A 26,016-nucleotide genomic window follows, 5' to 3' on the forward strand; every position below is an offset into this window, starting at 1 on the left:
CCGGTGGACAGATTATTGTTCTACAGGACAGGTTGACCGTATGGTGGCCATGGTCGTCGTGTGTCGCCGTCCGTCGCACGGCATCGCGGCGGCGCGGGACGATCCGTCGCAACCGTGGACGGGCCGCGGTCGTACGCCTGACAGCCACCGCCGTCTGTGGGAGGACCCGTGCTCTGGGTAGCGATCATCGGGCTGATCATGACCGCCGTCGCGCTCGCGCTCGCCGCGCGTCGTGTGTTGTTCCTCTACAAACTCGCCACCGTGGGAGCACCGGCCCCCGAGCGGATCGAGTACGCCAGGGACAACGTCGGCACCGAGATCAAGGCGCAGCTCGTCGAGGTCTTCGGTCAGCGGAAACTGCTGAAGTGGACCACCTCGGGCACCGCCCACTTCTTCGTCATGTGGGCCTTCTTCATCCTGGCGACCGTCTACCTGGAGGCGTACGGCACGCTGATCCAGGGCGCGATCACCGGGACGCCCGACTTCCACATCCCGATCATCGGGACCTGGCCGGTGCTCGGCTTCCTGCAGGACTTCATCGCGGTCGCGGCCCTGGTCGGCCTGGTCGTCTTCGCGGTCATCAGGGTGAGGAACTCGCCGAAGAAGCTGGGCCGCAAGTCCCGCTTCTCCGGTTCGCACCTCGGCGGAGCCTGGCTCGTCCTCTTCATGATCTTCAACGTGATCTGGACGATGTTCCTGTTCAGGGGGGCCGCCCACAACACCGGCAACCTGCCCTACGCCTCGGGCGCGTTCGCCTCCGAGGCCACCGCGGCGCTGCTGCACCCGCTGGGTGAGACGGCCAACGAGGTCCTCGAAGGCGTCGGACTGCTGCTGCACATCGGCGTCATGCTGGTCTTCCTGATCATCGTGGTGAACTCCAAGCACTTGCACATCTTCACCGCGCCGCTGAACGTGCTGTTCTCCCGCCGCCCCGACGGCAACGGCCCCGCCCAGCCGCTGCGGATCGACGGCAAGGTCGTCGACTTCGAGGACGAGGACCTCGACGGTGACCGGCTCGGCCGGGGCAAGGTCGAGGACACCACCTGGAAGGGCTTCCTCGACTTCTACACCTGCACCGAGTGCGGACGCTGCCAGTCGCAGTGCCCGGCGTGGAACACCGACAAGCCGCTGTCGCCGAAGATGCTCATCATCGACCAGCGCGACCACGCCTTCAAGATCGCGCCGTACCTGTCGGCGACCCAGGAGCAGCGCGCCGACCTGCACGAGGACGTGCTGGCCCTGCTGGACAAGCCGCTGGTCGGCGAGGACGGCGTCATCCACCCCGACGTGCTGTGGTCCTGCACCAACTGTGGCGCCTGCGTCGAACAGTGCCCGGTGGACATCGAGCACATCGACCACATCCTGGACATGCGCCGCTACCAGGCGATGGTGGAGTCGAACTTCCCGTCCGAGGCCGGCGTCATGGTCAGGAACCTGGAGAACAAGGGCAACCCGTGGGGGATGTCCGAGATGAAGCGGGCCGACTGGATCGAGGAGCTGGCCGGGCGCGAGGACGACCCCATCGAGATCCAGCTCGTCGACGAGAAGATGCCCGAGGACACCGAGTACCTCTTCTGGGTCGGCTGCGCCGGAGCCCTTGAGGACAGGGCGAGGAAGACCACCAAGGCGGTCGCCGAGCTGCTGCACATCGCGGGGGTGAAGTTCGCGGTGCTCGGTCCGATGGAGGCCTGCACCGGAGACCCGGCCCGCCGCCTGGGCATGGAGTACCTCTTCGACATGCTGGCCAAGCAGAACATCGAGACGCTCAACGAGGCCGGGGTCAAGAAGATCGTCGCGACCTGCCCGCACTGCTTCAACACCCTCGCCAACGAGTATCCGCAGCTCGGCGGCACCTACGAGGTCGTGCACCACACCCAGCTGCTGGCCAAGCTGGTCGACGAGGGCAAGCTGGTCCCGGTCACGCCGATCGAGGAGAAGATCACCTACCACGACCCCTGCTTCCTCGGACGCCACAACAAGGTGTACTCCCAGCCGCGCGACATCATGGCCAAGGTCCCCGGCGTCAAGGCGCAGGAGATGCACCGGCACAAGGAGCGGGGTTTCTGCTGCGGCGCGGGCGGTGCGCGGATGTGGATGGAGGAGCGGATCGGCAAGCGCATCAACACCGAGCGGGTCGACGAGGCGTTGACCACCGACCCGGACACCATCTCGACCGCCTGCCCGTTCTGCCTGGTCATGCTGGGCGACTCGATCAACGAGAAGAAGAACGCCGGCGAGGCCAAGGAGACGCTTGAGGTCGTCGACGTCTCCCAGCTGCTGATCAAGTCCATCAAGGGGTAGGCCGGAACCCCGGTTTCGCCGTCCAGGTACGGCCTGCGACTTGCGGGCCGTACCTGACATGGGGTCAAGATTGCGCGAAAAGGACAGATGGTCGGAAACTTATCCTGTCTATAACAGAAAAATCACGGTAATCTCAACGTCGCGGCAGCCGTTCGACGGGGAGGGGGCTAACGGTGCATGTCGTCGTAACCGATGCCGAGGTCACCCTGGCCGACGTCCTGTCCCTCCGCCTGGCCATCGACGAACCGCTCAGCGAGGGCAGTGAGCTGGTCCTGCGTCAGCGGGGCACGGCCGTCGAGCACACGCTGGCACTGGGGGCGACGGGAGCCGGGGCGCGTGACGCGACGCTCGCCTTCTCCCTGGCCCCGCTGCCGCTCAGCCCCGGCCGCTGGGACACCTACCTCAACCAGGACGGGTCACGGACCAGGCTGCACAGCGTCGACCCCGGCTTCTCCCTGGACCACATCGACGCCTACGCGCTGAGCAGGCGCACGATGTCCTACCGGGCCTACCGGACCCGCAACGGCTTCCTGGCCCTGAAGATCGACGAGGCGGAGCCGGTCGCCGAGGTCCGCGCGGTCTGGTTCCGTGAGGGCCGCTTCGAGGTCACCGGCCTGCTGGCCTTCACCGGCCTCGACGACGACGAGTCCCGGCACGAGGCGCGCCTTTCGCTGCGCCACGACGCCTCCGGCTCCGCGCTGACCGCGGCCGCGACCGTCCAGGGGGTGCGCTTCCACGCCGCGCTCTCCCTGTGCGACCTGTGCGACGTGGTGGCCGGAGACCCCACCCAGCCGACGGCCTGGGCGCCCTCACTGGAGATCGACGGCCTGCCCGCCCCGCTGCGCCTGGCCTCCCGGCTCGACGACGTGAACGGCAAGCGCCGCCGCCTGCACTACCCGGCCACCCGGGTGGACGGGGTGCCGATCCGCCCCCGCTACACCGCCGACGACGAGCTCACGATCGAGGTCGGTGGATGAGGATCTGCCTGCTGGTGCCCTCGATCTGTGGCATGCGCGGAGACGTCAGGTCCGTGGTCAACCTCGCCGGTGAACTGGCCGAGCGCCACGAGGTGGAGATCCTCAGCGTACGGCGCCACCGCGACAGGCCGTTCTTCCCGATCTCCGCCAAGGTGCGGCTGTCCTGGGTCGTCGACGACCGGCCCGGTGTGCGGCACCTGCTGCCCAGGGGACAGGTGCACGCCGAGGTCGCCCTGTGGCGGCGGCTGCGCGCCCTGCGGACCGACGCGGTCGTCTCGACCAGGCCCGGCCTGAGCGTCCAGGTCGCCCGGCACGTCCCCCGGGAGACCGTACGCGTCGCCCGCGAGTGGGGACGTCCCTCCCCGCCGGGGCCGATCACGAAGTTCTACCCCCGGCTCGACGCCGTCGTCGCCGCGACCGAGCGGGGCAGGCAGGACTGGGACCACCTCCTGCACGGCGGCGCCGACGTCAGGCTGATCCCCGACGCGCTGCCCGCGGGGCCGTGGCCGCGCTCCCGCATGGACAACCGCATCGTGGCCGCGGGTGGGCGCTGGGTGCCGGTCAAGGCCTACGACCGGCTGATCCGCGCCTTCGCCGTCGTCGCCGACAAGCGCCCCGACTGGCGCCTGCGCCTGTACGGAGGCGGCCCGGAGGAACGGCGGCTGCGCTCCCTGGTGCAGGACCTGAACCTGCACAACCACGTCTACTTCATGGGCACGACCTCCGACCTGAGCGGCGAGTTCGCCAAGGCGTCGATCGTCGCGGTGACCTCGCGGGCCGAGACGCCGCAGACGCCCGGCATGACGGTGATCGAGGCGATGGCCAGCGGGGTGCCGGTGATCGGTTTCGACAGCCCGAGCGGGCCCGGCGAGTTCGTGGTCGAGGGGCGCAGCGGGGTCCTGGTGGCCGAGGGGGGCGCCGAGATCGAGGCCTACGCGGGCGCGCTGCTGGCGCTCATCGACGACGAACGGCGGCGCAGGGAACTCGCCGCCGGCGCGCTCGGGGCGGCCGCGGTCCACACGGCGCCCGTGGTCGCCGAACAGTGGGAGAGGCTGCTGACCTCCTCCTCTTCCTGAAGGCCGTCCACGGCGGGACAAGTGCTCGATCACGGCCTCTTCCCGTCGGGCGCGACACGGGTACCGTTGGGACATGCATGGCTACAGCGGAGACAAGCAGGCCTATCTGACCAGGCTGCGGCGGGTCGAGGGACAGATCAGAGGCCTGCAGCGGATGGTCGATGAGGATGCCTACTGCATCGACGTGCTGACCCAGGTGTCGGCCGCGACGCGGGCGCTCCAGGCGGTGGCGCTCGGCCTCCTGGAGGACCACATCTCGCACTGCGTCGCCGACGCGGTCAACTCCGGCGGACCCGAGGCCCAGGAGAAGATCAAAGAGGCCTCGGCGGCGATCGCCAGGCTCGTCCGGTCATAACTAGTCACAGGACCCCTTCACGAACTACGTCCCGGACTCCGAAGGGGGAGTCCGGGACTAGGTCGTTCAGATGGTTCTCTCATCGGCCTCAGCAAACAGCCGAGGCGCTCAATCCGAGCGCGTTGTCGAGCTCCGCCAAGGTGAGCGGCCGTTCGCTGGTGGCAACGGCGCTCAGCACCTCCGCGTAGAGCGCGATCTCGTCCAACGCGACACGGTCGTGGACCCTTGAGTCCAGGTCGTCGTGCCCCACCGCGTCGTCCTTCCTTCCGCAGCCCACACCCTCTCCGAGGTTACGGTGGGCGGACTTTCGTGCCCATGGCCCATCGGGACCATTCCTCACGACACCACCACAGCCCCAACGGGATCGTTTCCCGATTTTGAGATCACAATTCGGCAAATTGCCAGATATATATGGGGTCCAAGAGATACAGCAGTGACGGGAGTGAAATAACTAAATCTGTGAGTTAATCGCGCTGAACCGTGTCAGAAGTGACGCGGGAAGGTTCCCGAGGTACCCGGGACGGGATCGTCACGTTCGTGCGTCAGACGGTGCACGACCGCGGCGGCCGTGGTGAACCCCCGCTCGGGCACCGGTGTTCCGGTCAGGTTGCACCACGCCAGCCCCATGGCGTAGGCGGCCCCCAGGAAGGCCGCAGCCCCCGCCCTGTCGGGTGGGTTGAGCGCGGAGGGCAGCCTGCCCGAACGGGGCCAGCACCCCCGTAACGGATGCGAGGGGTCGGAGAGCACCACGTGGAGGATGTGCCGTAACTCGGGATCGAGCCACGGATAGAGCGGGTCGGCCGCCCTGGGCCCGAAGGCCGACAGGTCGGCGGCCAGCAGCGAGGCCGCGACCGCCCGCGGCTCGGCGCCCTTCGGCACCAGGAACCCCAGCGTCCCCACCAGGTCGTAGATCGCGTGCTGGAAGTGCTCCCCCGGGGAGTCGTCGGGCAACGTCACGTGCGGCGGGCACCGCGCCAGCCACGCCTGCCGTACCGCGTCGTCGCCGTAGTGCGCCACCGACGGGTCAGGCCCGGTACGGCGCAGCACCGGGTCGATCATGGCCAGCAGGACGTCGGCCCTGGGCCGGAAGCGCGCGTCGTACCTGATGGTCGCGGCCGTGTCCGCCATCAACGCCACCAGCCGCAGACCCGCCTCAGGGTGACCGGCCCTGACCCGCTCGCCGTACAGGGCCGCCAGGTCGGCCAGCGAGGCCGGAGGCAGCCAGCGCACCCACTCGTCGCCGGGCAGCGGGCGGGCGAGGAACTCGCCGAACATCGACAGCAGCACCTCGTTGCCGTCGAAGGCGGGCGCGTAGGCGCACCACATGAGCGTGCCCCAGATCGCGGCGACGGGGCTGGGGACCTCCCCGGCGAAGAACTCGGTGAAGGGACCGGTGAGCGGGAAGTCCTGGACGCGCCTGCCCCGCTGGGAGACGACCAGGTCGCGCAGCCGCTCGGTGATCTCGTACGGCACGTCGGGACCGACGAACCCCTGCACCGAGCCACGGTCGGCGGTGAGGTCGTGGATGCCGGGGACCAGCTGCGGCGGGACCAGCGAGGGCGTCCGCACCACCTGGGCGCCCGTGCGCAGGGCCGGATCGGCGGGCGGGGCCGTCAGGTGCCAGCGGCCGTCGGCCGGGTCCTGGCGGTACCACCGGGCGCGCGCGCCGAACAGCCAGCGCCCCCCGTCCGGGGTGGCCAGGACGCGTGAGGAGACGGCCTCGGCGCGGGCGACGGGGGGCAGCGTCCCCCACCGGGGATCGCCCACGAGGGCACGCAGATCCCTCTCGATGGCGTCAAACCCGTCCCAGTGCCGCACGGCGGTCATGTTACCCATCCACCCCCGGCGGGCGCCCTACAACGGCCACGGGCCGCTCAGACGGGCTGGACGACGGCCGCGGCCCGATGCCTGGCGGCCTTGGCCACGTAGTTGTCCGGCGTGCGGGCGAAGGAGGCGCGGTCCTCGTCGGTCAGCTCGCGGACGACCCTGCCCGGGACCCCGGCGACGAGCACCCCGGCCGGGATCCGCTTGCCCGGCCCGACCAGCGCTCCGGCGGCCACCAGCGAGCCCGCGCCGATCCTGGCCCCGCCGAGCACGATCGCCCCGATGCCGATGAGCGCCCCCGTCTCCACGTGCGCCCCGTGCACCATCGCCTTGTGCCCGAGGCTGACCCGGTCCTCAAGCACGGCGGGCTCACGCGGATCGGCGTGCAGGCAGCACAGGTCCTGGATGTTGCACTCCTCGCCGACCTCGATGAGTTCGTCGTCGCCGCGCAGGACCGAGCCGTACCAGACGTTGGCGGCGCGGCCGAGCCGTACCCGGCCGACGATCACGGCTCCGGGGGCGACGTAGGCCTCGGGGTGGATCAGGGGGGTCGCGTCGCCGTCGAGGGCCGCGACGTAGGGGGAGGCGTTCATGCATCGATGGTACGAGGGGGCCGGATGCCCGATATTTCGGCGGCCGGTGGCGCGTTCCGGTTGCGGTCTTGGGCAGTAAGCAGGAAAGTCGTCTCCTGACGTCTCCTTTTCCGTAACACAACCTCCACGGGTAGCGCGATGACAAACCAGCACGAGAGCTTTCCCGATCTGATGCATGAAGACTCGTTCGAGGTCGTCATGCGCGGCTACAGCCGCCGCCAGGTCCACGACTACATGAGCCGCACCCGCAACCAGGTCCGCGATCTGGAGGAACGGCTCGCACGGGCGATCGACCAGGTGGAACAGAGTCGTGCGGAGCTGGCTGACGCTCGTCGGCGGCTTTCCGACGCCCCCCAGGACTACGACGAGCTCGGCGAGCGGCTCAGCCAGATCCTGAAGCTGGGCGAGGAGGAGGCCGCCGCCAAGCGGCAGGTCGCCGACGCCGAGGCGACCAAGCTCCGCGACGACGCCGCCACCGAGGCCGAGCGGATGGTCACCTCCGCCATGGAGCGGGCCGAGGGCATTCTGAACGCCGCCCAGCAGGAGGCGGAGCGGCGTGTGTCCGAGGCCACGAACGCCTCCGAGCAGATGCTCTCCCAGGCGGGCAACGAGGCGGAGGAGACCGTCAACGCGGCCCGCGCCGAGTCCGAGGAGACCCTGCGCTCGGCCCGTGCGGAGGCCGACCGCATCCTCACCTCCGCCAGGCACGAGGCCGAGCGGATGATCGACAGCGCCCGCACCGAGGCCGAGTCCACGGTGACCTCAGCCAACGCCGAGGCCCACGCCACGCTGACGGCGGCCCAGCAGCGCGCCACGATCCTGGACGAGACGACCGGGCGCCGGGTGACATATCTCACCGACACCCACCACGAGGTCATGCGCCGGCTCAACGAGATGGGCGCCGTCCTCGGTGACCTGATCCACCGCGAGGGCGCGGCGGGCCCGCTGATCGACGAGGCCTCCGTGCTGCCCCCGGCGCCCGCGCAGCAGGCCCTGCCCGCCCCGGACGCCCCGCGGGCTCCCGAGCTCGCCGCCGCCGAGGCTCAGGACGGCCAGGACGGCGCGGAGGGTGACTTCTCCGGGCAGGACTTCTTCACCCCCAGGGCCGACTTCACCCCCGACCAGGCAAGGGACGGGCAGGACGAGGAGACCCTGCTCGTCGTCGAGTCGGACGTCGAGGCCGTCCGCGTGATCGTCGAGGACGACGGGGACGGCCGGGAACGGCGCGGCCGGACGGGGAACGACGAGTACGTCGCCCGCTCGTAGCCCTTCCGCTGCGGGGCGTCCTGTGTCCGGGGCGCCCCATGACGGGCGAGGAGACGTCCGGCGGATGGCCCGGTCCGTGTGGTGTCACATCCCACCGGTGTGCGGGCCGCGAATTCAAGCTGGTGTGATCAAGCGAAAGGCCCCCGCCCCCGATGGGTCGTGGGCCTTTCGCGATTGGGGGCCCGGTGCCGGGGCCGCGCGATCCGCTGAACCAGGCACCGGGCGGCTCCTCAGGAGTCCTCGTCCGGGCCGTCCGGCCGCTCGGAGAGGTCCTGCTGACGATGGAGCTGCTCGCGCAGCTTCTCGGGGTCGTCCGCGTCGATGGTCATCGCGCATCCGAGGTCACGCTGGGCGGAGGTCAGCGGGTGGTGGCGGGTTGCCCACCACCGACCCGCGTCGCTCCGCCAGATCGTCCACGCGGGAAACTCCCGGGCGATTTCCGCCAGATGCCGATCGAATGACATCTATGCACCTTCCCCGCGCCCAGGCCCTCGCGACGTCCACCTCTCGACGGTGATGCACTTCTCTAGAGAAATCAATGATCGTGGGGGACAGGTCAACCTATCGCTTGACGAGTCGCCTTGATCTATGCGTCGAAGTCGTACTGGAGTACATAGGACGCGGCGTCCAGCACCATCTCGTTGACCTCGACGGCTGTCCCGTCCGCCGTGTAGGCGACACGGCCGATCGCGATGACCGGGGTCCCCGCGGGCAGGTCGAGCTGGACGGTCTCGTGGGGGTGGGGCATGCGGGCCCGTACCTCCTCGGTGAAGTGGGCGGGGGCGTGGCCGAGGTCGCCCAGGCGCGCGTAGACGCCGCCGGGGCCGGTGTCCCGCAGGGTGATCGGTGTGCCCTCGACGAGAGCCGCGGGGAAGCAGGAGACCGACAGCTGCACGGGCCTGCCGTCGACCGAGTAGCGTCTGCGCCGTACCCACACCTCGGCGCTGCCCAGGACACGTGCGACCTCCTCCTCGGCGGCCTCCCTGCCGATCTCCACCTCGTCGACGGCGTAGGGGCGCCCCGAGGTGTCCGAGTCCCAGATCGCCTGGCCCTGTCCCCACTGCCGCTGCGCGAGCCTGCGTGAGCCGTGCCGTCTGATCGGCCGGAACAGCCGCACGTAGACTCCCGAACCGCGTTTCGGTACGGCCAGGCCCTCGTTGATCAACACGGACAGGGCCTGTCTGGCGGTCGCGCGGGCTATGCCGTGCTCGGCCATCAGGGCGTTCTCGCCCGGAAGCCGGTCCCCGTCTCTGAGCGCGCCGGACAGGATCGCTTCGCGAAGCCCGTCGGCGATGCGCCGGTAGATCGGGGGCTCGGGAGGAACCGGGGATTGCTGCACGTTATATCACCCTCTGTCACCAACCGGGTTTGGCGTCTCCAGAGAACTTGCCCCGTCTTGTCCACGATCGCACAGATGCAGACGATGGTCCCGTGCTTCTTTTGAGCGGATCGTACCCGTGTGACGAATGACGGGAATTACCCGGTCCGTTACCGGACACCCGTCTCGGCCGCCGTCCGTGACGCCCACCACCTCCGCGTGACCATCGCGGCCAGTACGGCGCCCGCCGTGTTGACCAGTACGTCGTCGACGGAACTCACCCGGCCCAGGCGCAGGCCGTACTGGAGGAGTTCGACCGTGCACGACGCGCAGGCGGCCACGGCGGCGATCCGGGCGAGGGAGGCCAGGCGCGCCACGCGCGTCGGCAGCAGGGCGCCGAGCGCGGCGAAGACCAGGAGATTGCCTCCGACCTGCACGAACACGGTGACGGCCGGGCTGCCGAACAGCTCGGCGAGGTCGCGGAGCGGGACCAGGCTGACGGTGCTCGGGGCCGGTCGCGGGGTGAGGATCATCCAGATCCAGGGGACGGTCCCGGCCACCATGGCGACGTCGGCGGCGGCCGTACGGGTGGGGTGGGGGTGGCCGTCACGGGCGCGGCGGCGGGCCAGGAGGCGGACGGCGAGCAGGGCGAGCGGGACCGCCAGGGCGCTCACGACGATGACATCTCCCCATAAAGCCCAGACCTGTCGCATGGGGTAATGATGCCGGGGTACAGGAAGATGACCTTCAGGTAAGGCCCGACTCAGCGCAGGTGGCGGCCGAGGAAGTCCAGGGCGAGCGCCCAGACGGCGGGTGCCTCCTGCGGATCGTGGAACTGCGGGGCCTCGTGGTTGAGGAAGGCGTGCCCGGCCCGTTCCGCCACGTGGACCTCCACGTTCGGCCGCTCAGCCGCGGCCCGTTCGACCAGGGCGACCCGGTCACGGGGGATGTAGGGGTCGGAGCCGCCGAAGACGAGCAGCAACGGGCAGGCGATCCGCTCCATCAACCCCGTCACGTCCGGTACGGCGGAGCCGTAGAACGACAGCACCGCGTCCGTCCGCGCGTCCGCCTCCAGGGAGGCGGCCAGCAGGTAGGCCACCGAGCCGCCCAGGCAGAACCCGACGATCCCGGCACGGCCGTCCGCCTCGGGCAGTTCGCGCAGCAGGGACAGCGCCGCCGCCGCGTCCGCGACCCCCCGGGGGACGTCGAACCGGGCGCCGACCCGTATCGACTCCGCGGTCCCGGCCTCGTCGTGGGCGGAGACCCAGCCGGGCTGGATCCGCCAGAACAGGTCCGGCGCGCCGACCACGTACCCCAGCCCCGCGAGCTCCTCGGCGACCCCCCTGATGTAGGGCCCGACCCCGTAGATCTCCTGGATCAGCAGGACGACCGGGCCATGACCGCCCTCGGGCACCCACAGATGCAGATCGAAGGACCCGTCCGCCACGGCCACCTTCTCAACACGGGTCTCCACACGATCCTCCTGAGCCATCCGACACCTCAGCCCAGTGAACCGCATCTCCCCCTGAGGGCTCACACCAGGAGCGACAGTCCGGGGAAGTCGGTGAAGTGGCGCCGGTTCCCGGTGAGCAGGGGAGCATCGTGGTACATCGCCGTGGCGCACACCCACAGATCGTTCACCTGGTGAGCGGCGCCGAGGGCATGGCCCTGGGCGACGGCCTGTGCCCTGAGAGTGCCCCAGAGACGCGCGAGATCCTCGTGATAGGGAGCCACGAGGTAGCGGCGGACGGCCTCCTCAAGCGCCTGGACTTTCTTCGGCCCCCAGTTCTTCTTGGCGGCTCCGTAGTACAGCTCTCCGACCGAGGCGAAACTCAGCGCGGGAACCGCGCCTTCGAGGTGTGGTCTGTACTGGTCGGTGTTGATCCCCTGCCACAGGTACGAGAACACGTCCGTATCCACGAAGACGTATCTCATCCCTCTCCTCTGCGCGCGGCACTGATGGCCTCAAGGAAGTCGTCGAAGTCGTCGATGGCCTCGCCCTGTAGCTCCTCGACGTCGCCTACGGGGGAGACACCCTGCTCGTGGGCGAGGGTTCCGAGAGGAGACGAGGGAGCGCTCGTCAGGCGCCTGACCGTCTCCAGGTGCATGACCCGCACGGTGGTGCCGTCCGGCTGAAGCTCGGCTCTGCCGCCGGCCATGACCAGCTGGTCCATCGCGTCGAGCACGAGATCACGCAGGTCACCGTCGAAGTCGGCCAGGATGCTCCCCGCGTAGGTGTCTATCCGGCAGCGCAGGGTGGCCGGTGAGAAGTCCCCCATGTGGAGACGGCCGACCACTGTGACCTCCCTTTCCGTCGCCTGGGCGGGCGCTTCGCGCAGTGCCTCACGGAAGACGGAGTCGATCACGAAGCCTCCTCCTGGGCGGAGCAGTTCGATCCTGCTCACTCCTCCTGAGCCGATTCCCCCGGCGAGCTGGCGAAGGCCGCTGACCACCGGAGGAGTGAAGTGGGAGGGGAGCCCCCGGCCCTGACGGACGTGCTCGATGCCCTCGTCGAGCATGCGCAGGGACTGCTGGAGCAGGTCGTTCGTCTCGGCCTGTGGGGGGCGCGTCACATCGAGGATCGCAGACCCTCGCCTGAACCCGGTGAAGTCGAGCCGTACGGCCTCGACCACGTCGCGTGGCCTGCGTCCAGGCCTGATGGAGGTGCCGAGCCCTGTCAGGGCCAGCCGTTCCAGAGTCATCTGCAGGCCGCCCGCGATGCGGGCGAGCTCTGCCAGCGGCAGCCGTCCGTCCTCGGAGGCGGGTCCACTGATCCGGACGCTCATCGAGAAATCCGGCGAGGCATCGCCATGTCGTGCCGTCATGGTCGCACCCACCCCCTCTCGGTCTCACGGTAACCCCGCCTTCCCTTCGGCGCCGAGCGGCGTCGCGGGGAGCCTATGGCATTTCCTCACTGTCAGTGATCGAAAATATCTGAAAAGTCACCTCAGATGCCCCGGGTCAGGGCTCGGGAGATTCCGAGGGCGGCGGCTTTCACGGCGGGGGCCAGGCGGGTGGGCTGGAAGCGGGCCAGCGGGACGGAGACCGACAGGGCGGCGACCGCCACGCCGTCGCCGAAGACCGGGGCCGCGATGCAGGCGCCGCCGAGCTGGGACTCCTCACGCTCGTAGGCCAGGCCCGCCGCCTGGATCTGGCCGAGTGCCTCCTCAAGCCGCTTGGGGTCCACGATCGAGTGCGGGGTCAGGCGGCGCAGAGGACGGCCGAGAACCTCCTCGATGAGGCCGGGCCCCGAGTAGGCCAGCAGCGCCTTGCCGATGCCGGTGCAGGTCAGCGGGAGACGGCCGCCGACACGTGAGGGCAGGGCGAAGGACTCCTGGCCGCGGATCTTCTCGACGTAGACCACGTCGAGGCCGTCGCGCACCCCCAGGTGCACGGTCTCGTGGGTGGCCTCGTACAGGTCGTGCATGAAGGGCAGCGCGGCGTGTCTCAGGTCGCGTTCGAGGGGCACGATGCTACCGAGTTCGAACAGCCGGCGGCCGAGGTAGTAGCCGTCGTCCCGGCGGGTGACCGCCCCGATCTCGGTCAGCTCGGTGAGCAGCCGGAAGGCGGTGGTCTTGGGGAGATGGCAGCGCGCCGCGACCTCGGTGAGCCGCAGCGGGCCTCCCGTGGGGCGGAACGCGTCGAGCACGAGCCAGGACTTCTCCAGCATCGAGAGCCGGTCGGTGTTCCGTTTCACGGAACTCATTCTTGCTCAACGGAGTCCCCGCGCCTATACCCGTACGTAGTGACCAGGTGTGGTCCTTTCGTGAGGAGAAGACTTGTCTGACCAGGTGACCCACTTCATCGGTGGGGTACAGGTCGCCGAGGGGGCGACGTTCGAGACGCACGACCCCGTGACCGGCGGGGTGGTCCGCCTGGTCCACGAGGCGGACCGGGCCGTCGTCGACAAGGCGGTCGCCGCCGCCCGCGCGGCACAGCCCGGCTGGGCGGCGCTGCCGATCGCGGAGCGGGCCGGATGGATGCGCCGCCTCGCCGACGCGATCGAGGCCAGGTTCGAGGAGCTCGTCGCCGCGGAGATCGCGGACACCGGTAAGTCGATCACACAGACCCGTACGCTGGACATCCCGCGTGGCGCGGCCAACTTCCGTTCCTTCGCCGAGATCGCCGCCCAGCGCCCCGACGAGGCCTTCCATCTGAAGGACGTGCTGAGCTACACGGTGCGCAGGCCGCTCGGTGTGGTCGCGGTGATCGTGCCGTGGAACCTGCCGTTCCTGCTGGCGACCTGGAAGATCGGCCCCTCGCTCGTCGCGGGCAACACCATCGTGGTCAAGCCGTCGGAGCACACGCCGGGCTCGATGGCCGTGCTCGCCGACATCGCCGCCGAGGTCGGTCTGCCGCCGGGTGTCCTGAACGTGGTGCACGGCTTCGGCGGCGGCTCGACCGGCCAGTTCCTCGTGGAGCACCCGGGGGTGGACGCGGTCACCTTCACCGGCGAGAGCCGTACCGGATCGACGATCATGAAGGGCGTGGCGGACCGGGTCAAGCCGGTCTCGTTCGAGCTGGGCGGCAAGAACGCCGGGCTGGTCTTCGCGGACGTCGATCTGGACGCGGCCGTCGAGGGCAGTGTGCGTTCGGTGTTCACCAACGGCGGGCAGGTCTGCCTGTGCACCGAGCGGCTCTACGTCGAGCGGCCGATCTTCGAGGAGTTCGTCACGCGCCTGGCCAAGCGGGCCGGGGAGCTGCGGTTCGGGCGTCCCGAGGACGAGGACACCACGATGATGCCGATGATCTCCGCCGAGCACCGGGACAAGGTGCTGACCTACTACCGGCTCGCCGAGAAGGAGGGCGCCGAGTTCAGGGCGGGCGGCGGCGTGCCGCGCTTCGGCGACGAACGGGACGGGGGGTACTACGTCGAACCGACCGTGCTGACCGGTCTGCCGCCGACCTCCAGGGTGAACCGGGAGGAGATCTTCGGCCCCGTCTGTCACGTCACGCCGTTCGACACCGAGGCCGAGGCGATCGCACTGGCCAACGACAGCGAGTACGGCCTGGCCGCGACGGTGTGGACCTCGCGGCTCAGCCGGGCGCACCGGGTCGCCCAGTCCCTTGAGGCGGGCCTGGTGTGGGTCAACACCTGGTACCTGCGCGACCTGCGCACCCCGTTCGGAGGGGTGAAGCTGTCGGGCATCGGCAGGGAGGGCGGCACCGACTCCCTGGACTTCTACTCGGAACCCACCACGATCACGATCAAGCTGGAGCCGGAACATGAGTGAGTGGAGCGAGGCGACCGACGCGCTCGCCGAGGCGGCCGACCAGCTGCTCGACGCGGCGCGCCACGGCAAGCCGTGTCCCCCGGTACGGCAGACGCTGCCGAGCGGGACGGCCGAGGTCGGCTACGCCGTACAGGAGATCAACACCAGGAGGGCGCTGCACGAGGGGCGGCGGCTGGTCGGGCGGAAGATCGGCCTGACCTCGACCGTGGTCCAGCGGCAGCTGGGCGTCGACCAGCCCGACTTCGGGATGCTCTTCGCCGACATGGCCTGCCTGGACGGGCTGCCCGTGCCCGCCTCCCGGTTCCTGCAGCCGAAGGCCGAGGCGGAGATCGCGGTCGTCCTCAAGAGCGACCTGGTCGGCGGGCCGTTCACGGTCGCGGACGTCATCAGGGCGGTCGACTTCGTGCTCCCGGCCATCGAGATCGTGGACAGCCGGATCGCCGGGTGGAACATCTCGCTGGTGGACACCATCGCCGACAACGCCTCAAGCGGGGCGTTCGTGCTCGGCAACACCCCGGTCGACCTGCGCGGTCTCGACCTGAGGCTGGCCGGGATGACCATGACGAGGAACGGCCAGGAGGCCTCGACCGGCGCAGGCGCGGCCTGCCTGGGGCACCCGCTCAACGCGGCCGTGTGGCTGGCCGACGCGCTCGGCGGCAAGGACTTCCCGCTGCTGGCCGGGGACGTGGTGCTGACCGGCGCGCTCGGGCCGATGGTGCCCGTCGAGGCCGGGGACGTGTTCGAGGCGCACATCGACGGCGTCGGTTCGGTAAGGGCGGTGTTCTCATGACGACGGTGACCACGGGTGGGCCGGTGAAGATCGCGATCATCGGGTCGGGCAACATCGGCACCGACCTGATGTTCAAGGCGCTGCTGTCCAGGCGGGTGGAGGTCGTCGCGATGGCGGGCATCGACCCCGACTCCGACGGTCTGGCCCGCGCCAGGCGGCGCGGGGTGGCCACCACCCACGAGGGTGTCGAGGGCCTGGTCAAGCTGCCCGGTTTCGACGAGGTGGACATCGTCCTGGACGCGACCTCGGCCGGGGCGCACGTGCACAACGACCGGGTGCTGCGCGAGCACGGCAAGCGGGTCATCGACCTGACCCCGGCCGCGATCGGGCCGTACGTGGTGCCTCCGGTGAACCTGGACGCCCACCTCGGCGAGCGCAACCTCAACATGGTGACCTGCGGCGGCCAGGCGACGATCCCGATCGTGGCGGCGGTGGCCTCGCGGGTCCCGGTGCGGTACGCCGAGATCGTCGCCTCGATCTCCTCCAGGTCGGCCGGCCCCGGCACCCGCGCCAACATCGACGAGTTCACCGAGACGACCTCACGGGCGATCGAGCAGGTCGGCGGGGCCGCGCGGGGCAAGGCGATCATCATCCTCAACCCGGCGGAACCGCCGTTGATCATGCGGGACACGGTCTACTGCCTCGTCGACGACTGTGACGAGGCCGAGGTCGAGCTGGCCGTACGGGAGATGGTCGAGCGGGTCGCCGGGTATGTGCCCGGTTACCGGCTCAAGCAGGACGTGCAGTTCGAGCGCGTCCCGGCGGGTGAGCCGCTGCCGACCGGGGAGCGCTCCGGCGGCGTCAAGGTGAGCGTCTTCCTCGAAGTCGAGGGGGCCGCCCACTACCTTCCCGCGTACGCGGGCAATCTGGACATCATGACCTCGGCCGCGTTGCGCACCGCCGAGCGGCTGGCGGAGGTGGGCGCATGAGGCTCTACGTCCAGGACGTGACGCTGCGGGACGGCATGCACGCCATCAGGCACCGTTACAGCACGGAGCAGGCGGCTCAGATCGCCGCCGCGCTGGACGCCGCGGGCGTCGCGGCCATCGAGGTCGCCCACGGCGACGGCCTCGCCGGGGGCAGCTTCAACTACGGCGCGGGCGCGCACACCGACGACGAGTGGATCGAGGCGGTCGCGGGAGCCGTACGGCAGGCGAAGCTGACGACCCTGCTGCTGCCCGGGATCGGCACCATCCACGACCTCAGGCGGGCCCACGCGCTCGGCGTGACCTCGGTCAGGATCGCCACTCACTGCACCGAGGCCGACATCTCCGCCCAGCACATCGCCACCGCCCGCGAACTGGGCATGGACGTGGCCGGGTTCCTGATGATGTCCCACATGGCGCCGCCGGAGGAGCTGGCCAGGCAGGCCAAGCTCATGGAGTCGTACGGCGCGCACTGCGTCTACGTGACCGACTCCGGCGGCGGGCTGACCATGGACGGGGTGCGTGACCGGGTCAGGGCCTACCGCGAGGTGCTCGACGAGGCGACGGAGATCGGCGTCCACGCCCACCACAACCTGGGCCTCGGCGTGGCCAACTCGGTCGTCGCCGTGGAGAACGGCACCTTCCGGGTCGACGCCTCCCTGGCCGGGATGGGCGCGGGCGCGGGCAACTGCCCGATCGAGGTGTTCGTCGCGGTGGCCGACCTGATGGGCTGGGAGCACGGCTGTGACCTCAACGCCCTGATGGACGCGGCCGACGACCTGATCAGGCCGTTGCAGGACCGGCCGGTCCGGGTGGACAGGGAGACGCTGACGCTCGGCTACGCCGGGGTCTACTCCAGCTTCCTGCGTCACGCGGAGGCGGCCTCCGAGCGCTACGGGATCGACACCCGGGCCATCCTGACGGAGGCGGGCAGGCGGCGGATGGTCGGCGGCCAGGAGGACATGATCGTGGACATCGCGCTGGACCTGGCGCGCGCGAAGGAGAACGCGTGACCGACATCCACAAGCTCGCCGCGGTGCTCGACGAGGCCGCCCGTACGGCTCGCGCCGTACGGCAGCCGGAGCAGGACTACGACGTGGCGACCGCCTACCGGGTGCAGGAGGAGTTGCTGCGGCTGCGCCTGGACCGGGGCGACCGGCTGGCCGGGGTGAAGCTGGGCTTCACCAGCGAGGGCAAGCGCCGCCAGATGGGCGTGCACGACGTGATCTTCGGCAGGGTGCCGGAGTCGTCGGCGGTCCTGGACGGCTCAAACGCTGATATTTCCGGCTATATCCACCCACGTATCGAGCCGGAGGTCGTCTACCTCGTCGGCAGGCGCATCGCCACCGTCGCCGACGCCCTCGCCCCCGGTGCCGTGGTGGCCATGGCGCCCGGCATCGAGATCATCGACTCCCGCTACGAGAACTTCCGCTTCTCGCTGCCCGACGTGATCGCCGACAACACCTCGGCCGCGGGCTACGTCGTCGGCCCGTGGCGGCCGTACGACCCGGCGCTGTGGAACCTCGGCGTGCTGCTGGAGATCGACGGCCGGGTCGTCCAGGCCGGATCGACCGGAGCCATCCTCGGCGACCCGCGCAGGGCCGTGGTCGAGGCCGCGCGGCTGGCCGTACAGGCCGGGGTGGTCATCGAGCCCGGCTGGATCCTGCTGGCGGGCGCCGCGACCCCGGCCGAGCCGCTCCCGGCGGGCGCGCACGTCAGGGTGCAGGCCCAGCACCTGGGGTCGGTCTCCTTCACCGCCGCGGGCGCCGTCAACGGGGAGGCGCCGTGAGCGAGGGCGTGGTCGTCGGCGGGAAGGCCACGCCGCGTGGCAGGTTCCCGCACGTCAAGCGGGCCGGCGACCTCATCTACGTGTCCGGGACCAGCTCCCGCAGGCCGGACAACACGATCGCCGGGGCACGGGCCGACGAGTTCGGCACGGTCAGCCTCGACATCGCCGAGCAGACCAGGGCGGTGATCGAGAACATCCGTGACATCCTCCAGGCCGTGGGAGCCGACCTCTCCGACCTGGTCCAGGTGACCGCCTACCTGGTGAACATGAACGACTTCGGCGGCTACAACGCGGTCTACGCGGAGTACTTCGACGAGACCGGACCGACCAGGACGACGGTCGCGGTCCACCAGCTGCCCCACCCCCATCTTCTGATCGAGATCCAGGCAGTCGCCTACAAGGAGGAGAGCCAGTGATTCCGCCCATCGACTTCACCAAGTGGATCGACGAGCACGCCCACCTGCTCAAGCCCCCGGTGGGCAACAAGGTGATCTTCGAGGGGGCGAACGACCTCATCGTCATGGTCGTCGGCGGCCCGAACGCGCGGACCGACTTCCACGTCGACCCGTACGAGGAGCTGTTCTACCAGGTCCGCGGCAACATGCACATCAACGTCATGACCGAGGACGGGCCGGAGACCGTGCACGTCAAGGAGGGCCAGATGTGGCTGCTCCCGCCGAACCTGCCGCACTCGCCGCAGCGCCCCGAGGAGGGGTCGGTCGGCTTCCTGGTCGAGCGGATCAGGCCGGAGGGCGTGCTGGAGAAGTTCCGGTGGTACTGCCAGGACTGCAACGCCGTCGTACACGAGGTCGAGCTCCAGGTCCGTGACATCGTGTCCGACCTGCCGCCGATCTTCCAGGCGTTCTACGACGACGAGAAGGCCCGTACCTGCGGCGACTGCGGCGCCCTCCACCCGGGCAAGGGATAGCCGTTGATCATCGACGTCCACACCCACCACGTCCCCCGGGGCTGGCCCGACCTGGGCTGGCCGCAGGCGCCCAGGCTCAGGGTCGAGTCGGAGCGGGAGGCCATGATCCTGCTCGGCGACCGGGAGTTCCGCAGGATCCAGGACGACTGCTGGAACCCCCGGGTCCGTCTCGACCGGATGGACGCCGACGGGATCGACGTCCAGGTCGTCTCTCCGACGCCGGTCTTCTTCTCCTACGAGCGCCCGGCGGCGCAGGCGGCCGGGGTGGCGCGGATCCTCAACGACCTGGCCCTGGAGATCTGCGACTCCGAGCGGCTCGTGCCGTTCTGCCAGGTGCCGCTGCAGGACCCCGACCTGGCCTGCGCGGAGCTGGACCGGTGCCTGGCGGCGGGGCACGCGGGCGTCGAGATCGGCAACCACGTCGGTGACCTCGACCTCGACGACGCGGGGATCGTCCAGTTCCTCCAGCACTGCGCGGCCGTCGGCGCGCCGGTCTTCGTCCACCCGTGGGACATGGCCGACAGCCCCCGGCTGCGGCGCTGGATGGCCCAGTGGCTGGTCGGCATGCCGGCGGAGACCCACCTGTCGGTGCTCGCCCTCATTCTGGGCGGCGTCTTCGACAGGGTCCCCGACAGCCTGCGGATCTGCTTCGCGCACGGCGGCGGCTCGTTCGCCTTCTGGCTCGGCCGCTTCGAGAACGCCTGGCACCGCCGCAACGACGTGGTCGGGACCTCGCTGCTGCCGCCCTCGGCCTATCTGGAGCGCTTCAGCGTCGACTCGGTGGTCTTCGACGAGCGGGCGCTGCGGCTGCTGGTGGACACCATGGGGCAGGAGCGGGTCATGCTCGGCTCCGACTTCCCCTACCCGTTGGGGGAGACGCCGGTCGGCTCGCTGATCAGGGGTGCCGGGTTCCTGACCGAGGAGGCGCGGGCGCGGCTGCTCGGCGGCAACGCCGTACGCTTCCTCGGCCGCTGACCCCTCTGTCCTCACGGGCGTACGGCGACGCCCGGGTGACCTGGCACGGTGGTCACCCGGGCGTCGCCGTACGGCCCGCGTCCTACTTCTCGGACAGCTTGCGGCCGCGGTACATCGGGTGGTCGGTCTCCCAGTAGCGCCAGCCCTCGACCCGGGCGGGGACGTTGGCGATGCCGGTGGCGATGTGGTTGACGCTGCAGTCCTCAAGCTGCTTCCAGGTCGACCAGCCGACCCGGTAGCCGAACACGCGGTACCAGAGGTTGCCGTACTTGCCGGGGGTGACGTCCCTGGCGTACAGGTGGCCGGCCTCGACGACGTGCTCCTCGGCGAGCAGCGGGTTGACGTTGTTGCGCAGCCTGCGCAGGATTCCCTCGTGCAGGGCGTTGCGGTCGATGTCGTGCTTGATCTCGCTCTGCTTCTCGCGCTCGATCTCCACCTCGAAGTACACGCGGTACTGCCGCCTGACGCTCGCCGTGATCGTGCCGCCGGGGCCGTCGATGAAGCGGGTCCTGGGAAGGAAGAAGTTGATCGGCTTGAAGTGGTGGAACCTGAAGAAGTTGTGGGGCCTGCACTTGCGGCGGGCCTCTTCCTTGAGCGTGGGGATGGTCGGCGTCGGGTTCGGGACGGCGACCGAGTCACCCTGGCTGCCGAGGGCGGCGGGCGCGGTGACGGTCGTGCACACGGAGGCAGCGAGCGCGAGGGAGGCGGACCCGGCCAGAATCGCCGTCGTCAGCCCCCTGGACCTGGTCCTGGCGCGGGCTACGACGGCATCCGTGCGGGGAATGGGCGTGAACATAGGAAGATACCGTTCTCTCCGGAACGCGGCCCGTGGCCGCGACCAACCATCTGACCGAAATACGGCCTGTGCCCGTTACGTTGGTTGACTCAACGTAACGATAAGGATGCTTACAGTTGCCAATGGTTGTCGTGTGACGCCACGCCGTCGCGAAGTCTCTTTAAAAGGGAAAGGCCGGGTGAAAGGCGTCTAGGCAGGTGGCGGTGGCGTTCTTCCGTCAGTGGTCACATTGCTCACGAAGCGGTCGGCCCATTGCGGTTCGCGGACATTCTCCTGACCCGTGGGACTTGGTGGAATCAGGGGATGAAAGACGATCTGTCGCTAAATGTGTTGGCGTAATCGCTTTTAGTGGCTGAATGGTAATCCGAGGGGCCTGAGGCCTTGGGGCTCTCTGGGGTGCCTCCGGGGCCTCGCGGTCATACCGTGGAAGTCTCCGGTTCGACGCCGTGCCGTCATCTCGGTGGCGGCACGGCGTTCCGTCTGAGATTCACGTGGAGTCATCCATGATGACCAGGATCAGGAACGCTCTCGCGGCCGGTGCGATGGGGGCCTGCGCCCTCGCCGTGCCCGCCATGACACCGGCCCAGGCGGCCCAGGTGGACGCGCCGGGCGTCACAGAGAACGTGAAGCCCTGCAAACACGGCAAGTGTCACCGCCACCGTCACCACCGTCAGAACCCGGAACGCATCCCCGGCGGAATCCTCAACGACGACCTCAGCGACAACAGGACGCCGGGCGGCAGCAGAGGAAGCGGGGGCATCATCAACTGAGGGAGCCCTCAGCTCGGCACATCACCGGGAGACGAGGCGTCCAACGTGGCGACGAGCCGCTTGGGCGCCACGGCCCGGTAGCTCTCCTCGACCCAGTCGAGCAGCACCTCGGTCTCCGGCAGCGGGCCCGTCAGCGGGATCGTCACCCACCCCGCCCTGCCGAGGCCGTAGCCCGAGGGCTTGGCGCCGTCGAGGGACAGGGCGTGACCGTTCGACTCGGGGAGCTTGACGCCCACGTGCGGACTCCACCTGTCGGTCGGCTCCTCGACGCCGAGGAAGACGAAGATCTTCTTGTTGACCTTGACGACGCTCTCACCCCAGGGGTGGTCCTCGTACGCCTCGGGAAGGCTCAGCGCGAACCCGCGCATCGTCTCCCGCACCTCACGCCAGCTGTCCATGGCGCCCATTGTGACCAGCGGCACCGACAATCTCGCTCCGCCAGCGGGCGAGCACCCGGTCGATGCCGCTCCTGATGCGCTCCCTGGCCTCGGCCCGGGGGACCCCGGACATCAGCAGCCGGTCGTAGTCGGTGTCCAGGTGCCGCACCGAGGCGATCACGGCCAGCGTGACGGCGTTCTCGTCGAGGACCCTGGCCGCCGCGGTACGGCCGACCCGGCCGCTGCCCCGCTGACCGGCGTGCCGGGCGATCTCCTCGGCCCGCTCGGGCGGACAGCCGGGGAACAGCCTGACGATCTCCGCGGCCATCCGCGCCTGGAACTCCACGTCCTCGCCCGCGCGCCGTTCCCGGTCGCGTTCGCGACGGCGCAGCCGCACCTCCTCGTCGGCCAGGCACTGCTCCTCGGCCAGCGCGAGCGCGGACTCCTCGACCAGGATGCCGAGGCGTTCGTACCGCTTGCGCCGTTGGTTGAACCTGACCACCAGGGCGGCCAGCCCGCTCTCCTTCTTCGCCCTGCGGCTCAGCGCCGCGTTCCCCGCGGGCAGCAGGACCAGGTGGTCCAGATCGGCGCAGGTCAGGCAGTACGGCTCGGTGCCCTCCATGATGAGGTACGGCCCCGTCCCGCCACAGCCCGCGCACCTCCACTCCCGCTGGGGCTCGACCGCGACCAGGTCGGGGGCCTTGGCCTGCCGTTCGGCCAGCCGCCTCCTCCTGGCCTCGCTCATGTCGGGGGAGACCCAGTGGACACGGAAGACCGACTCCTCGCCCCCGGCCAGGAAACGCAGCTCGCCCCGGTCCCTGCCGCTCGACAGGTAGGCGCTCTCGCCCTCGGTCAGCTCCCGTTCGAGCGCCCAGCGCCTGAGCAGGAGGGCCGCCTCGGTCATCCGGGCGCCGTCGACCGCGGTCAGCTCCTCAAGCGTGGCGGCCCCGCCCTGCCGCCAGGTGTCCACCTGACCGGCGCGCAGCCAGCGCAGGCCCGTCAGCACGTCGATCACGGTGACGAACCCACGCTGGGCGAGCGCGGCCTCGGCCGCCTCGGTGATCCGCCGCTGCAGTCTGCTCACCCCGACAGCCTGCCGTACGGGAATCAGGGACGGGGAATGTTGCGCAGGTTCGCCCTCGCCATGTCGATCATGCGTCCGACGCCGCCGCTCAGCACCACCTTGCTCGCGGCCTTGGCGAACCCCTTGACCTGCTCTCCGGTGATGCGCGGCGGGATGGACAGCACGTTCGGGTCGGTGACGACGTCCACCAGGTACGGGCCGGGGGCCTCCAGGGCCGTGCCGAGCGCCTCGCGGACCTCCGAGGGACTGCGCACGGTCACGGCCTCGACGCCCATCGCCGTGGCGATCGCCGCGTAGTCGGTGAAGGGGTAGTCGGTGCCGAAGTCGGGGAGGCCGTCGACCAGCATCTCCAGCTTCACCATGCCGAGCGAGGAGTTGTTGAACACCACGATCTTCACCGGAAGGTCGTGGTCCCGTACGGTGAGCAGCTCGCCGAGCAGCATGCCGAGCCCGCCGTCGCCGGACAGCGAGATCACCTGCCTGCCGGGGGCCGCGAACTGGGCGCCGATGGCGTGCGGCAGGGCGTTGGCCATGCTCCCGTGCCTGAAGGAGCCGATGACACGCCTGCGGCCGTTCGGCGTCAGGTAGCGGGCGGCCCAGACGTTGCACATCCCGGTGTCAACGGTGAAGACCGTGTCGTCGCCGGCCAGCTCGTCCAGCACGTCGGCGACGTACTCGGGATGGATCGGGACATGGTGCTCGATGTCCCGGGTGTAGGCGTCCACCACGTTGTCCAGGGCCTTCAGGTGCCGTTCGAGCATCCTGTCCAGGTAGCGCCGGTCCTGCTTCTGGCGCACGTCGGGCAGTACGGCCCGCAGCGTCTCCCCGACGTCGCCGTGTACGGCCAGTTCGAGCGGCGTCCTGCGGCCCAGGCTGCCCGCGTCGTGGTCCACCTGGACGGTCCGCGCGCCGGGCAGGAACTCGTCGTAGGGGAAGTCCGTGCCCAGCAGCACCAGCAGGTCGGCCTCCCGTGTGGCCTCGTAGCACGCGCCGTACCCGAGCAGGCCGCTCATCCCCACGTCGTAGGGGTTGTCGTACTGGATCCACTCCTTGCCCCGCAGGGCGTGCCCGACCGGGGCGAGCGTGCGGGCGGCCAGCGCCATGACCTCCTCGTGCGCGCCGCGCACCCCGGCGCCGCAGAACAGCATCACCTTCTCGGCGGCGTTCAGCGCGACGGCCAGCTCGGAGACCTGGTCGGCCGGAGGGTGGAGGGTGCCCGGCTGGGTGAGGAAGTCGTGCGGCCCGGCCTCCTGGGACACCCGCAGCTGCGCCACGTCGCCGGGCAGGACGACCACGGAGACTCCCGGGCCGCCGATCGCCCGCTGTACGGCCACGCGCAGCACCCTGGGCATCTGCTCCGCCGTGCCGATCACCTCGCAGAAGCCGGCGCACTCGGTGAACAGCCGTTCCGGGTGGGTCTCCTGGAAGAAGTCCGTCCCGATCTGCGGGCTGGGGATCTGCGAGGCCAGCGCGAGTACGGGGGCACGGCTGCGGTGGGCGTCGTACAGGCCCTGCACCAGGTGGGTGTTGCCGGGCCCGCAGCTGCCCGCGCACACCGCGAGCCGCCCGGTGACCTGCGCCTCGGCGGCGGCGGCGAAGGCCCCGGCCTCCTCGTTGCGTACCTGGACCCAGTCGATGCCCCCGGTTCTGCGCACCGCGTCGACCACCGGGTTGAGGCTGTCGCCCACGACCCCGTAGATCCGTTCGACTCCGGCCTGCCGCAACACCTGGACGAACTGCTCGGCGACGGTCCCCATGGCGCTCCCCCTCGTTTCGCGTCATGGGGTACCTCACCGGTTTTTTCCGAATCACTCCGGACCGCGTAGGGCTGACTACGATTGGGCGATGACGGTGACCGTACTGACGGGGGCGGGCATCTCCACCGAATCCGGCATTCCCGACTATCGAGGCCCGAACGGCCTGTGGCGCGCGGACCCGGAGCAGGAGAAGCTCGTCACCTACCACCGCTACATGGGCAGCGCCGAGATCAGACGGCGGTCATGGCTGTTCCGCCGCGACAGTCCAGCCTGGGACGCCGAGCCGAACGCCGCCCACCGCGCCCTGGCCACGCTGCCGGACGCCTGGATCATCACGCAGAACGTCGACGGCCTGCACCGGCGCGCCGGGTCGCCGCCGGACCGGGTGCTCGAACTGCACGGCAACATGTTCGGCGCGGTGTGCACCTCGTGCGGGGCGGACTCGACGACGCGTGAGGCGGTCGAACGGATCATGGCGGGGGAGGACGACCCGGCCTGCCGCGCGTGCGGCGGCATCCTGAAGACCGCGACCGTGATGTTCGGTCAGTCCCTCGACCAGGATGTCCTGTCCAGGGCGGTCGAGGCGGCAGGGAACTGCGAGGTGTTCGTCGCCGTGGGCACCTCCCTGCAGGTACGGCCCGCGGCGACCCTGGTCTCGATCGCGGCGGAGGCGGGGGCCAGGGTGGTCATCGTCAACGGGGAGCCGACGGCCTACGACCACATGGCCGACGAGGTCGTCCACGACCCGATCGGCGTGGCCGTACCCCGGCTGTGCGCCGCGCTCACGGCCTGACGGGCCTTGACGGGCCTTGATGGGCCTTGACGGGCAGGGCCCGCCGGGTTCGGGCCGACCGGCGCCGGTAACCGGTCGGCCCGAACC

Annotated in this window: 29 protein-coding genes; 15 read left to right on the forward strand and 14 right to left on the reverse strand. The window is 70.0% G+C overall.

What is annotated here, in order from left to right; genetic code table 11:
* Positions 1-168: 168 nt before the first annotated feature.
* The 4 genes from ABZ463_RS29490 (at position 169) to ABZ463_RS29505 (ending at position 4,709) form a co-directional block, all read left to right on the forward strand.
* Positions 169-2,301, forward strand: a complete 2,133-nt coding sequence (locus ABZ463_RS29490) for a heterodisulfide reductase-related iron-sulfur binding cluster (RefSeq protein WP_352014091.1) — start codon at positions 169-171, stop codon at positions 2,299-2,301.
* Positions 2,302-2,474: 173 nt separating this feature from the next.
* Positions 2,475-3,278, forward strand: coding sequence for a hypothetical protein (locus tag ABZ463_RS29495; RefSeq protein WP_352014090.1), 804 nt, complete (start codon positions 2,475-2,477; stop codon positions 3,276-3,278).
* A complete protein-coding gene (locus ABZ463_RS29500; RefSeq protein WP_352014089.1) occupies positions 3,275-4,354 on the forward strand; it encodes a glycosyltransferase in 1,080 nt (359 codons plus the stop codon). Before ABZ463_RS29495 ends, ABZ463_RS29500 begins: the two co-directional genes overlap by 4 nt.
* Before the next feature lie 73 nt (positions 4,355-4,427).
* A complete protein-coding gene (locus ABZ463_RS29505; RefSeq protein ID WP_352014088.1) occupies positions 4,428-4,709 on the forward strand; it encodes a metal-sensitive transcriptional regulator in 282 nt (93 codons plus the stop codon).
* Positions 4,710-4,797: 88 nt separating this feature from the next.
* Here the strand turns inward: ABZ463_RS29505 and ABZ463_RS29510 are convergent, their stop codons facing one another.
* The 3 genes from ABZ463_RS29510 to ABZ463_RS29520 form a co-directional block, all read right to left on the reverse strand.
* Positions 4,798-4,959 (reverse strand): hypothetical protein, encoded by a 162-nt coding sequence (locus tag ABZ463_RS29510; protein WP_362781062.1) that lies wholly within the window; start codon positions 4,957-4,959, stop codon positions 4,798-4,800.
* A 233-nt stretch (positions 4,960-5,192) separates the two neighbouring features.
* Complete coding sequence (locus ABZ463_RS29515) at positions 5,193-6,536, reverse strand: hypothetical protein (protein ID WP_352014087.1); 1,344 nt, start codon at positions 6,534-6,536, stop codon at positions 5,193-5,195.
* Positions 6,537-6,583: 47 nt separating this feature from the next.
* Positions 6,584-7,126, reverse strand: a complete 543-nt coding sequence (locus ABZ463_RS29520) for a gamma carbonic anhydrase family protein (RefSeq protein WP_352014086.1) — start codon at positions 7,124-7,126, stop codon at positions 6,584-6,586.
* A gap of 171 nt (positions 7,127-7,297) precedes the next feature.
* On the opposite strand from ABZ463_RS29520, the gene ABZ463_RS29525 reads away from it, so the two are divergent.
* Positions 7,298-8,392, forward strand: coding sequence for a hypothetical protein (locus ABZ463_RS29525; protein WP_362781066.1), 1,095 nt, complete (start codon positions 7,298-7,300; stop codon positions 8,390-8,392).
* A gap of 230 nt (positions 8,393-8,622) precedes the next feature.
* Here the strand turns inward: ABZ463_RS29525 and ABZ463_RS29530 are convergent, their stop codons facing one another.
* The 7 genes from ABZ463_RS29530 to ABZ463_RS29560 all read right to left on the reverse strand — a co-directional run bounded on the left by ABZ463_RS29530 (position 8,623) and on the right by ABZ463_RS29560 (position 13,416).
* Positions 8,623-8,856, reverse strand: coding sequence for a hypothetical protein (locus ABZ463_RS29530; RefSeq protein WP_352014084.1), 234 nt, complete (start codon positions 8,854-8,856; stop codon positions 8,623-8,625).
* A 122-nt stretch (positions 8,857-8,978) separates the two neighbouring features.
* Complete coding sequence (locus ABZ463_RS29535; protein WP_352014083.1) at positions 8,979-9,731, reverse strand: GntR family transcriptional regulator; 753 nt, start codon at positions 9,729-9,731, stop codon at positions 8,979-8,981.
* A 149-nt stretch (positions 9,732-9,880) separates the two neighbouring features.
* Positions 9,881-10,423: a VanZ family protein gene (locus ABZ463_RS29540; RefSeq protein WP_352014082.1), complete on the reverse strand. Its 543-nt coding sequence runs from the start codon at positions 10,421-10,423 to the stop codon at positions 9,881-9,883.
* A 50-nt stretch (positions 10,424-10,473) separates the two neighbouring features.
* Complete coding sequence (locus ABZ463_RS29545; RefSeq protein ID WP_352014081.1) at positions 10,474-11,184, reverse strand: dienelactone hydrolase family protein; 711 nt, start codon at positions 11,182-11,184, stop codon at positions 10,474-10,476.
* A 59-nt stretch (positions 11,185-11,243) separates the two neighbouring features.
* A complete protein-coding gene (locus tag ABZ463_RS29550; protein ID WP_352014080.1) occupies positions 11,244-11,645 on the reverse strand; it encodes a type II toxin-antitoxin system VapC family toxin in 402 nt (133 codons plus the stop codon).
* A complete protein-coding gene (locus ABZ463_RS29555) occupies positions 11,642-12,496 on the reverse strand; it encodes a hypothetical protein (protein WP_352014079.1) in 855 nt (284 codons plus the stop codon). Before ABZ463_RS29555 ends, ABZ463_RS29550 begins: the two co-directional genes overlap by 4 nt.
* 161 nt (positions 12,497-12,657) lie before the next feature.
* Entirely contained in the window at positions 12,658-13,416 is a 759-nt protein-coding gene (locus ABZ463_RS29560; RefSeq protein ID WP_352014078.1) for an IclR family transcriptional regulator, read from the reverse strand.
* A 73-nt stretch (positions 13,417-13,489) separates the two neighbouring features.
* Between ABZ463_RS29560 and ABZ463_RS29565 the strand changes: the two genes are divergently transcribed.
* Genes ABZ463_RS29565 through ABZ463_RS29600 form a run of 8 tightly spaced genes read left to right on the forward strand, consistent with a single transcriptional unit; the run spans position 13,490 to position 20,352 of the window.
* The gene (locus ABZ463_RS29565) at positions 13,490-14,944 is read left to right on the forward strand and encodes a 2-hydroxymuconic semialdehyde dehydrogenase (RefSeq protein WP_362781072.1); all 1,455 of its coding nucleotides are present in this window, start codon (positions 13,490-13,492) and stop codon (positions 14,942-14,944) included.
* The gene (locus tag ABZ463_RS29570; protein ID WP_362781074.1) at positions 14,937-15,734 is read left to right on the forward strand and encodes a fumarylacetoacetate hydrolase family protein; all 798 of its coding nucleotides are present in this window, start codon (positions 14,937-14,939) and stop codon (positions 15,732-15,734) included. The genes ABZ463_RS29565 and ABZ463_RS29570 overlap by 8 nt, the downstream gene beginning before the upstream one ends.
* Positions 15,731-16,663 carry an acetaldehyde dehydrogenase (acetylating) gene (locus ABZ463_RS29575; protein WP_352014075.1) on the forward strand — a complete coding sequence of 311 codons (933 nt, stop codon included), beginning with the start codon at positions 15,731-15,733 and terminating at the stop codon, positions 16,661-16,663. Before ABZ463_RS29570 ends, ABZ463_RS29575 begins: the two co-directional genes overlap by 4 nt.
* On the forward strand, positions 16,660-17,673 hold the full coding sequence (gene dmpG / locus ABZ463_RS29580) for a 4-hydroxy-2-oxovalerate aldolase (RefSeq protein ID WP_352014074.1): 1,014 nt from the start codon (positions 16,660-16,662) through the stop codon (positions 17,671-17,673). Before ABZ463_RS29575 ends, dmpG begins: the two co-directional genes overlap by 4 nt.
* Positions 17,670-18,449 carry a fumarylacetoacetate hydrolase family protein gene (locus ABZ463_RS29585; protein WP_362781078.1) on the forward strand — a complete coding sequence of 260 codons (780 nt, stop codon included), beginning with the start codon at positions 17,670-17,672 and terminating at the stop codon, positions 18,447-18,449. Before dmpG ends, ABZ463_RS29585 begins: the two co-directional genes overlap by 4 nt.
* The gene (locus tag ABZ463_RS29590; RefSeq protein WP_352014072.1) at positions 18,446-18,865 is read left to right on the forward strand and encodes a RidA family protein; all 420 of its coding nucleotides are present in this window, start codon (positions 18,446-18,448) and stop codon (positions 18,863-18,865) included. Before ABZ463_RS29585 ends, ABZ463_RS29590 begins: the two co-directional genes overlap by 4 nt.
* Positions 18,862-19,377: a 3-hydroxyanthranilate 3,4-dioxygenase gene (locus tag ABZ463_RS29595; protein WP_362781082.1), complete on the forward strand. Its 516-nt coding sequence runs from the start codon at positions 18,862-18,864 to the stop codon at positions 19,375-19,377. Before ABZ463_RS29590 ends, ABZ463_RS29595 begins: the two co-directional genes overlap by 4 nt.
* Positions 19,378-19,380: 3 nt before the next feature.
* On the forward strand, positions 19,381-20,352 hold the full coding sequence (locus tag ABZ463_RS29600) for an amidohydrolase family protein (RefSeq protein WP_352014070.1): 972 nt from the start codon (positions 19,381-19,383) through the stop codon (positions 20,350-20,352).
* An 82-nt stretch (positions 20,353-20,434) separates the two neighbouring features.
* On the opposite strand, the gene ABZ463_RS29605 is transcribed toward ABZ463_RS29600, so the two are convergent.
* Entirely contained in the window at positions 20,435-21,148 is a 714-nt protein-coding gene (locus tag ABZ463_RS29605) for a hypothetical protein (RefSeq protein WP_352014069.1), read from the reverse strand.
* 503 nt (positions 21,149-21,651) lie between these two features.
* Between ABZ463_RS29605 and ABZ463_RS29610 the strand changes: the two genes are divergently transcribed.
* On the forward strand, positions 21,652-21,918 hold the full coding sequence (locus ABZ463_RS29610) for a hypothetical protein (protein WP_352014068.1): 267 nt from the start codon (positions 21,652-21,654) through the stop codon (positions 21,916-21,918).
* 8 nt (positions 21,919-21,926) lie between these two features.
* Here ABZ463_RS29610 and ABZ463_RS29615 read toward each other — a convergent pair whose 3' ends face one another.
* From ABZ463_RS29615 to ABZ463_RS29625, 3 genes are read right to left on the reverse strand one after another with little or no spacing between them, the layout of a single operon-like run.
* A complete protein-coding gene (locus ABZ463_RS29615) occupies positions 21,927-22,316 on the reverse strand; it encodes an MmcQ/YjbR family DNA-binding protein (RefSeq protein ID WP_352014067.1) in 390 nt (129 codons plus the stop codon).
* A complete protein-coding gene (locus ABZ463_RS29620; RefSeq protein ID WP_362781087.1) occupies positions 22,300-23,379 on the reverse strand; it encodes a DUF2293 domain-containing protein in 1,080 nt (359 codons plus the stop codon). Before ABZ463_RS29620 ends, ABZ463_RS29615 begins: the two co-directional genes overlap by 17 nt.
* A gap of 23 nt (positions 23,380-23,402) precedes the next feature.
* Positions 23,403-25,136 (reverse strand): pyruvate dehydrogenase, encoded by a 1,734-nt coding sequence (locus ABZ463_RS29625; RefSeq protein WP_362781090.1) that lies wholly within the window; start codon positions 25,134-25,136, stop codon positions 23,403-23,405.
* Between the two features lie 88 nt (positions 25,137-25,224).
* Here ABZ463_RS29625 and ABZ463_RS29630 point away from each other — a divergent pair, with 88 nt between their 5' ends.
* Positions 25,225-25,929: a Sir2 family NAD-dependent protein deacetylase gene (locus tag ABZ463_RS29630; RefSeq protein WP_362781092.1), complete on the forward strand. Its 705-nt coding sequence runs from the start codon at positions 25,225-25,227 to the stop codon at positions 25,927-25,929.
* The last annotated feature ends 87 nt before the right edge of the window (positions 25,930-26,016 follow it).

The sequence above is a fragment of the Streptosporangium sp. NPDC020145 genome, assembly GCF_040631275.1.
In the GTDB taxonomy this organism is placed as follows: Bacteria; Actinomycetota; Actinomycetes; order Streptosporangiales; family Streptosporangiaceae; genus Streptosporangium.

Excerpts from the sequence above, each read along its gene's own strand:
- ABZ463_RS29500 (WP_352014089.1), top strand. The coding sequence starts at position 3,275 with ATGAGGATCTGCCTGCTGGTGCCCTCGATCTGTGGCATGCGCGGAGAC.
- ABZ463_RS29505 (WP_352014088.1), top strand. The coding sequence starts at position 4,428 with ATGCATGGCTACAGCGGAGACAAGCAGGCCTATCTGACCAGGCTGCGG.
- ABZ463_RS29515 (WP_352014087.1), bottom strand. The coding sequence starts at position 6,536 with ATGACCGCCGTGCGGCACTGGGACGGGTTTGACGCCATCGAGAGGGAT.
- ABZ463_RS29520 (WP_352014086.1), bottom strand. The coding sequence starts at position 7,126 with ATGAACGCCTCCCCCTACGTCGCGGCCCTCGACGGCGACGCGACCCCC.
- ABZ463_RS29525 (WP_362781066.1), top strand. The coding sequence starts at position 7,298 with ATGCATGAAGACTCGTTCGAGGTCGTCATGCGCGGCTACAGCCGCCGC.
- ABZ463_RS29530 (WP_352014084.1), bottom strand. The coding sequence starts at position 8,856 with ATGTCATTCGATCGGCATCTGGCGGAAATCGCCCGGGAGTTTCCCGCG.
- ABZ463_RS29540 (WP_352014082.1), bottom strand. The coding sequence starts at position 10,423 with ATGCGACAGGTCTGGGCTTTATGGGGAGATGTCATCGTCGTGAGCGCC.
- ABZ463_RS29550 (WP_352014080.1), bottom strand. The coding sequence starts at position 11,645 with ATGAGATACGTCTTCGTGGATACGGACGTGTTCTCGTACCTGTGGCAG.
- ABZ463_RS29555 (WP_352014079.1), bottom strand. The coding sequence starts at position 12,496 with ATGAGCGTCCGGATCAGTGGACCCGCCTCCGAGGACGGACGGCTGCCG.
- ABZ463_RS29560 (WP_352014078.1), bottom strand. The coding sequence starts at position 13,416 with ATGAGTTCCGTGAAACGGAACACCGACCGGCTCTCGATGCTGGAGAAG.
- ABZ463_RS29570 (WP_362781074.1), top strand. The coding sequence starts at position 14,937 with ATGAGTGAGTGGAGCGAGGCGACCGACGCGCTCGCCGAGGCGGCCGAC.
- ABZ463_RS29575 (WP_352014075.1), top strand. The coding sequence starts at position 15,731 with ATGACGACGGTGACCACGGGTGGGCCGGTGAAGATCGCGATCATCGGG.
- dmpG (WP_352014074.1), top strand. The coding sequence starts at position 16,660 with ATGAGGCTCTACGTCCAGGACGTGACGCTGCGGGACGGCATGCACGCC.
- ABZ463_RS29605 (WP_352014069.1), bottom strand. The coding sequence starts at position 21,148 with ATGTTCACGCCCATTCCCCGCACGGATGCCGTCGTAGCCCGCGCCAGG.
- ABZ463_RS29610 (WP_352014068.1), top strand. The coding sequence starts at position 21,652 with ATGATGACCAGGATCAGGAACGCTCTCGCGGCCGGTGCGATGGGGGCC.
- ABZ463_RS29615 (WP_352014067.1), bottom strand. The coding sequence starts at position 22,316 with ATGGACAGCTGGCGTGAGGTGCGGGAGACGATGCGCGGGTTCGCGCTG.
- ABZ463_RS29625 (WP_362781090.1), bottom strand. The coding sequence starts at position 25,136 with ATGGGGACCGTCGCCGAGCAGTTCGTCCAGGTGTTGCGGCAGGCCGGA.
- ABZ463_RS29630 (WP_362781092.1), top strand. The coding sequence starts at position 25,225 with ATGACGGTGACCGTACTGACGGGGGCGGGCATCTCCACCGAATCCGGC.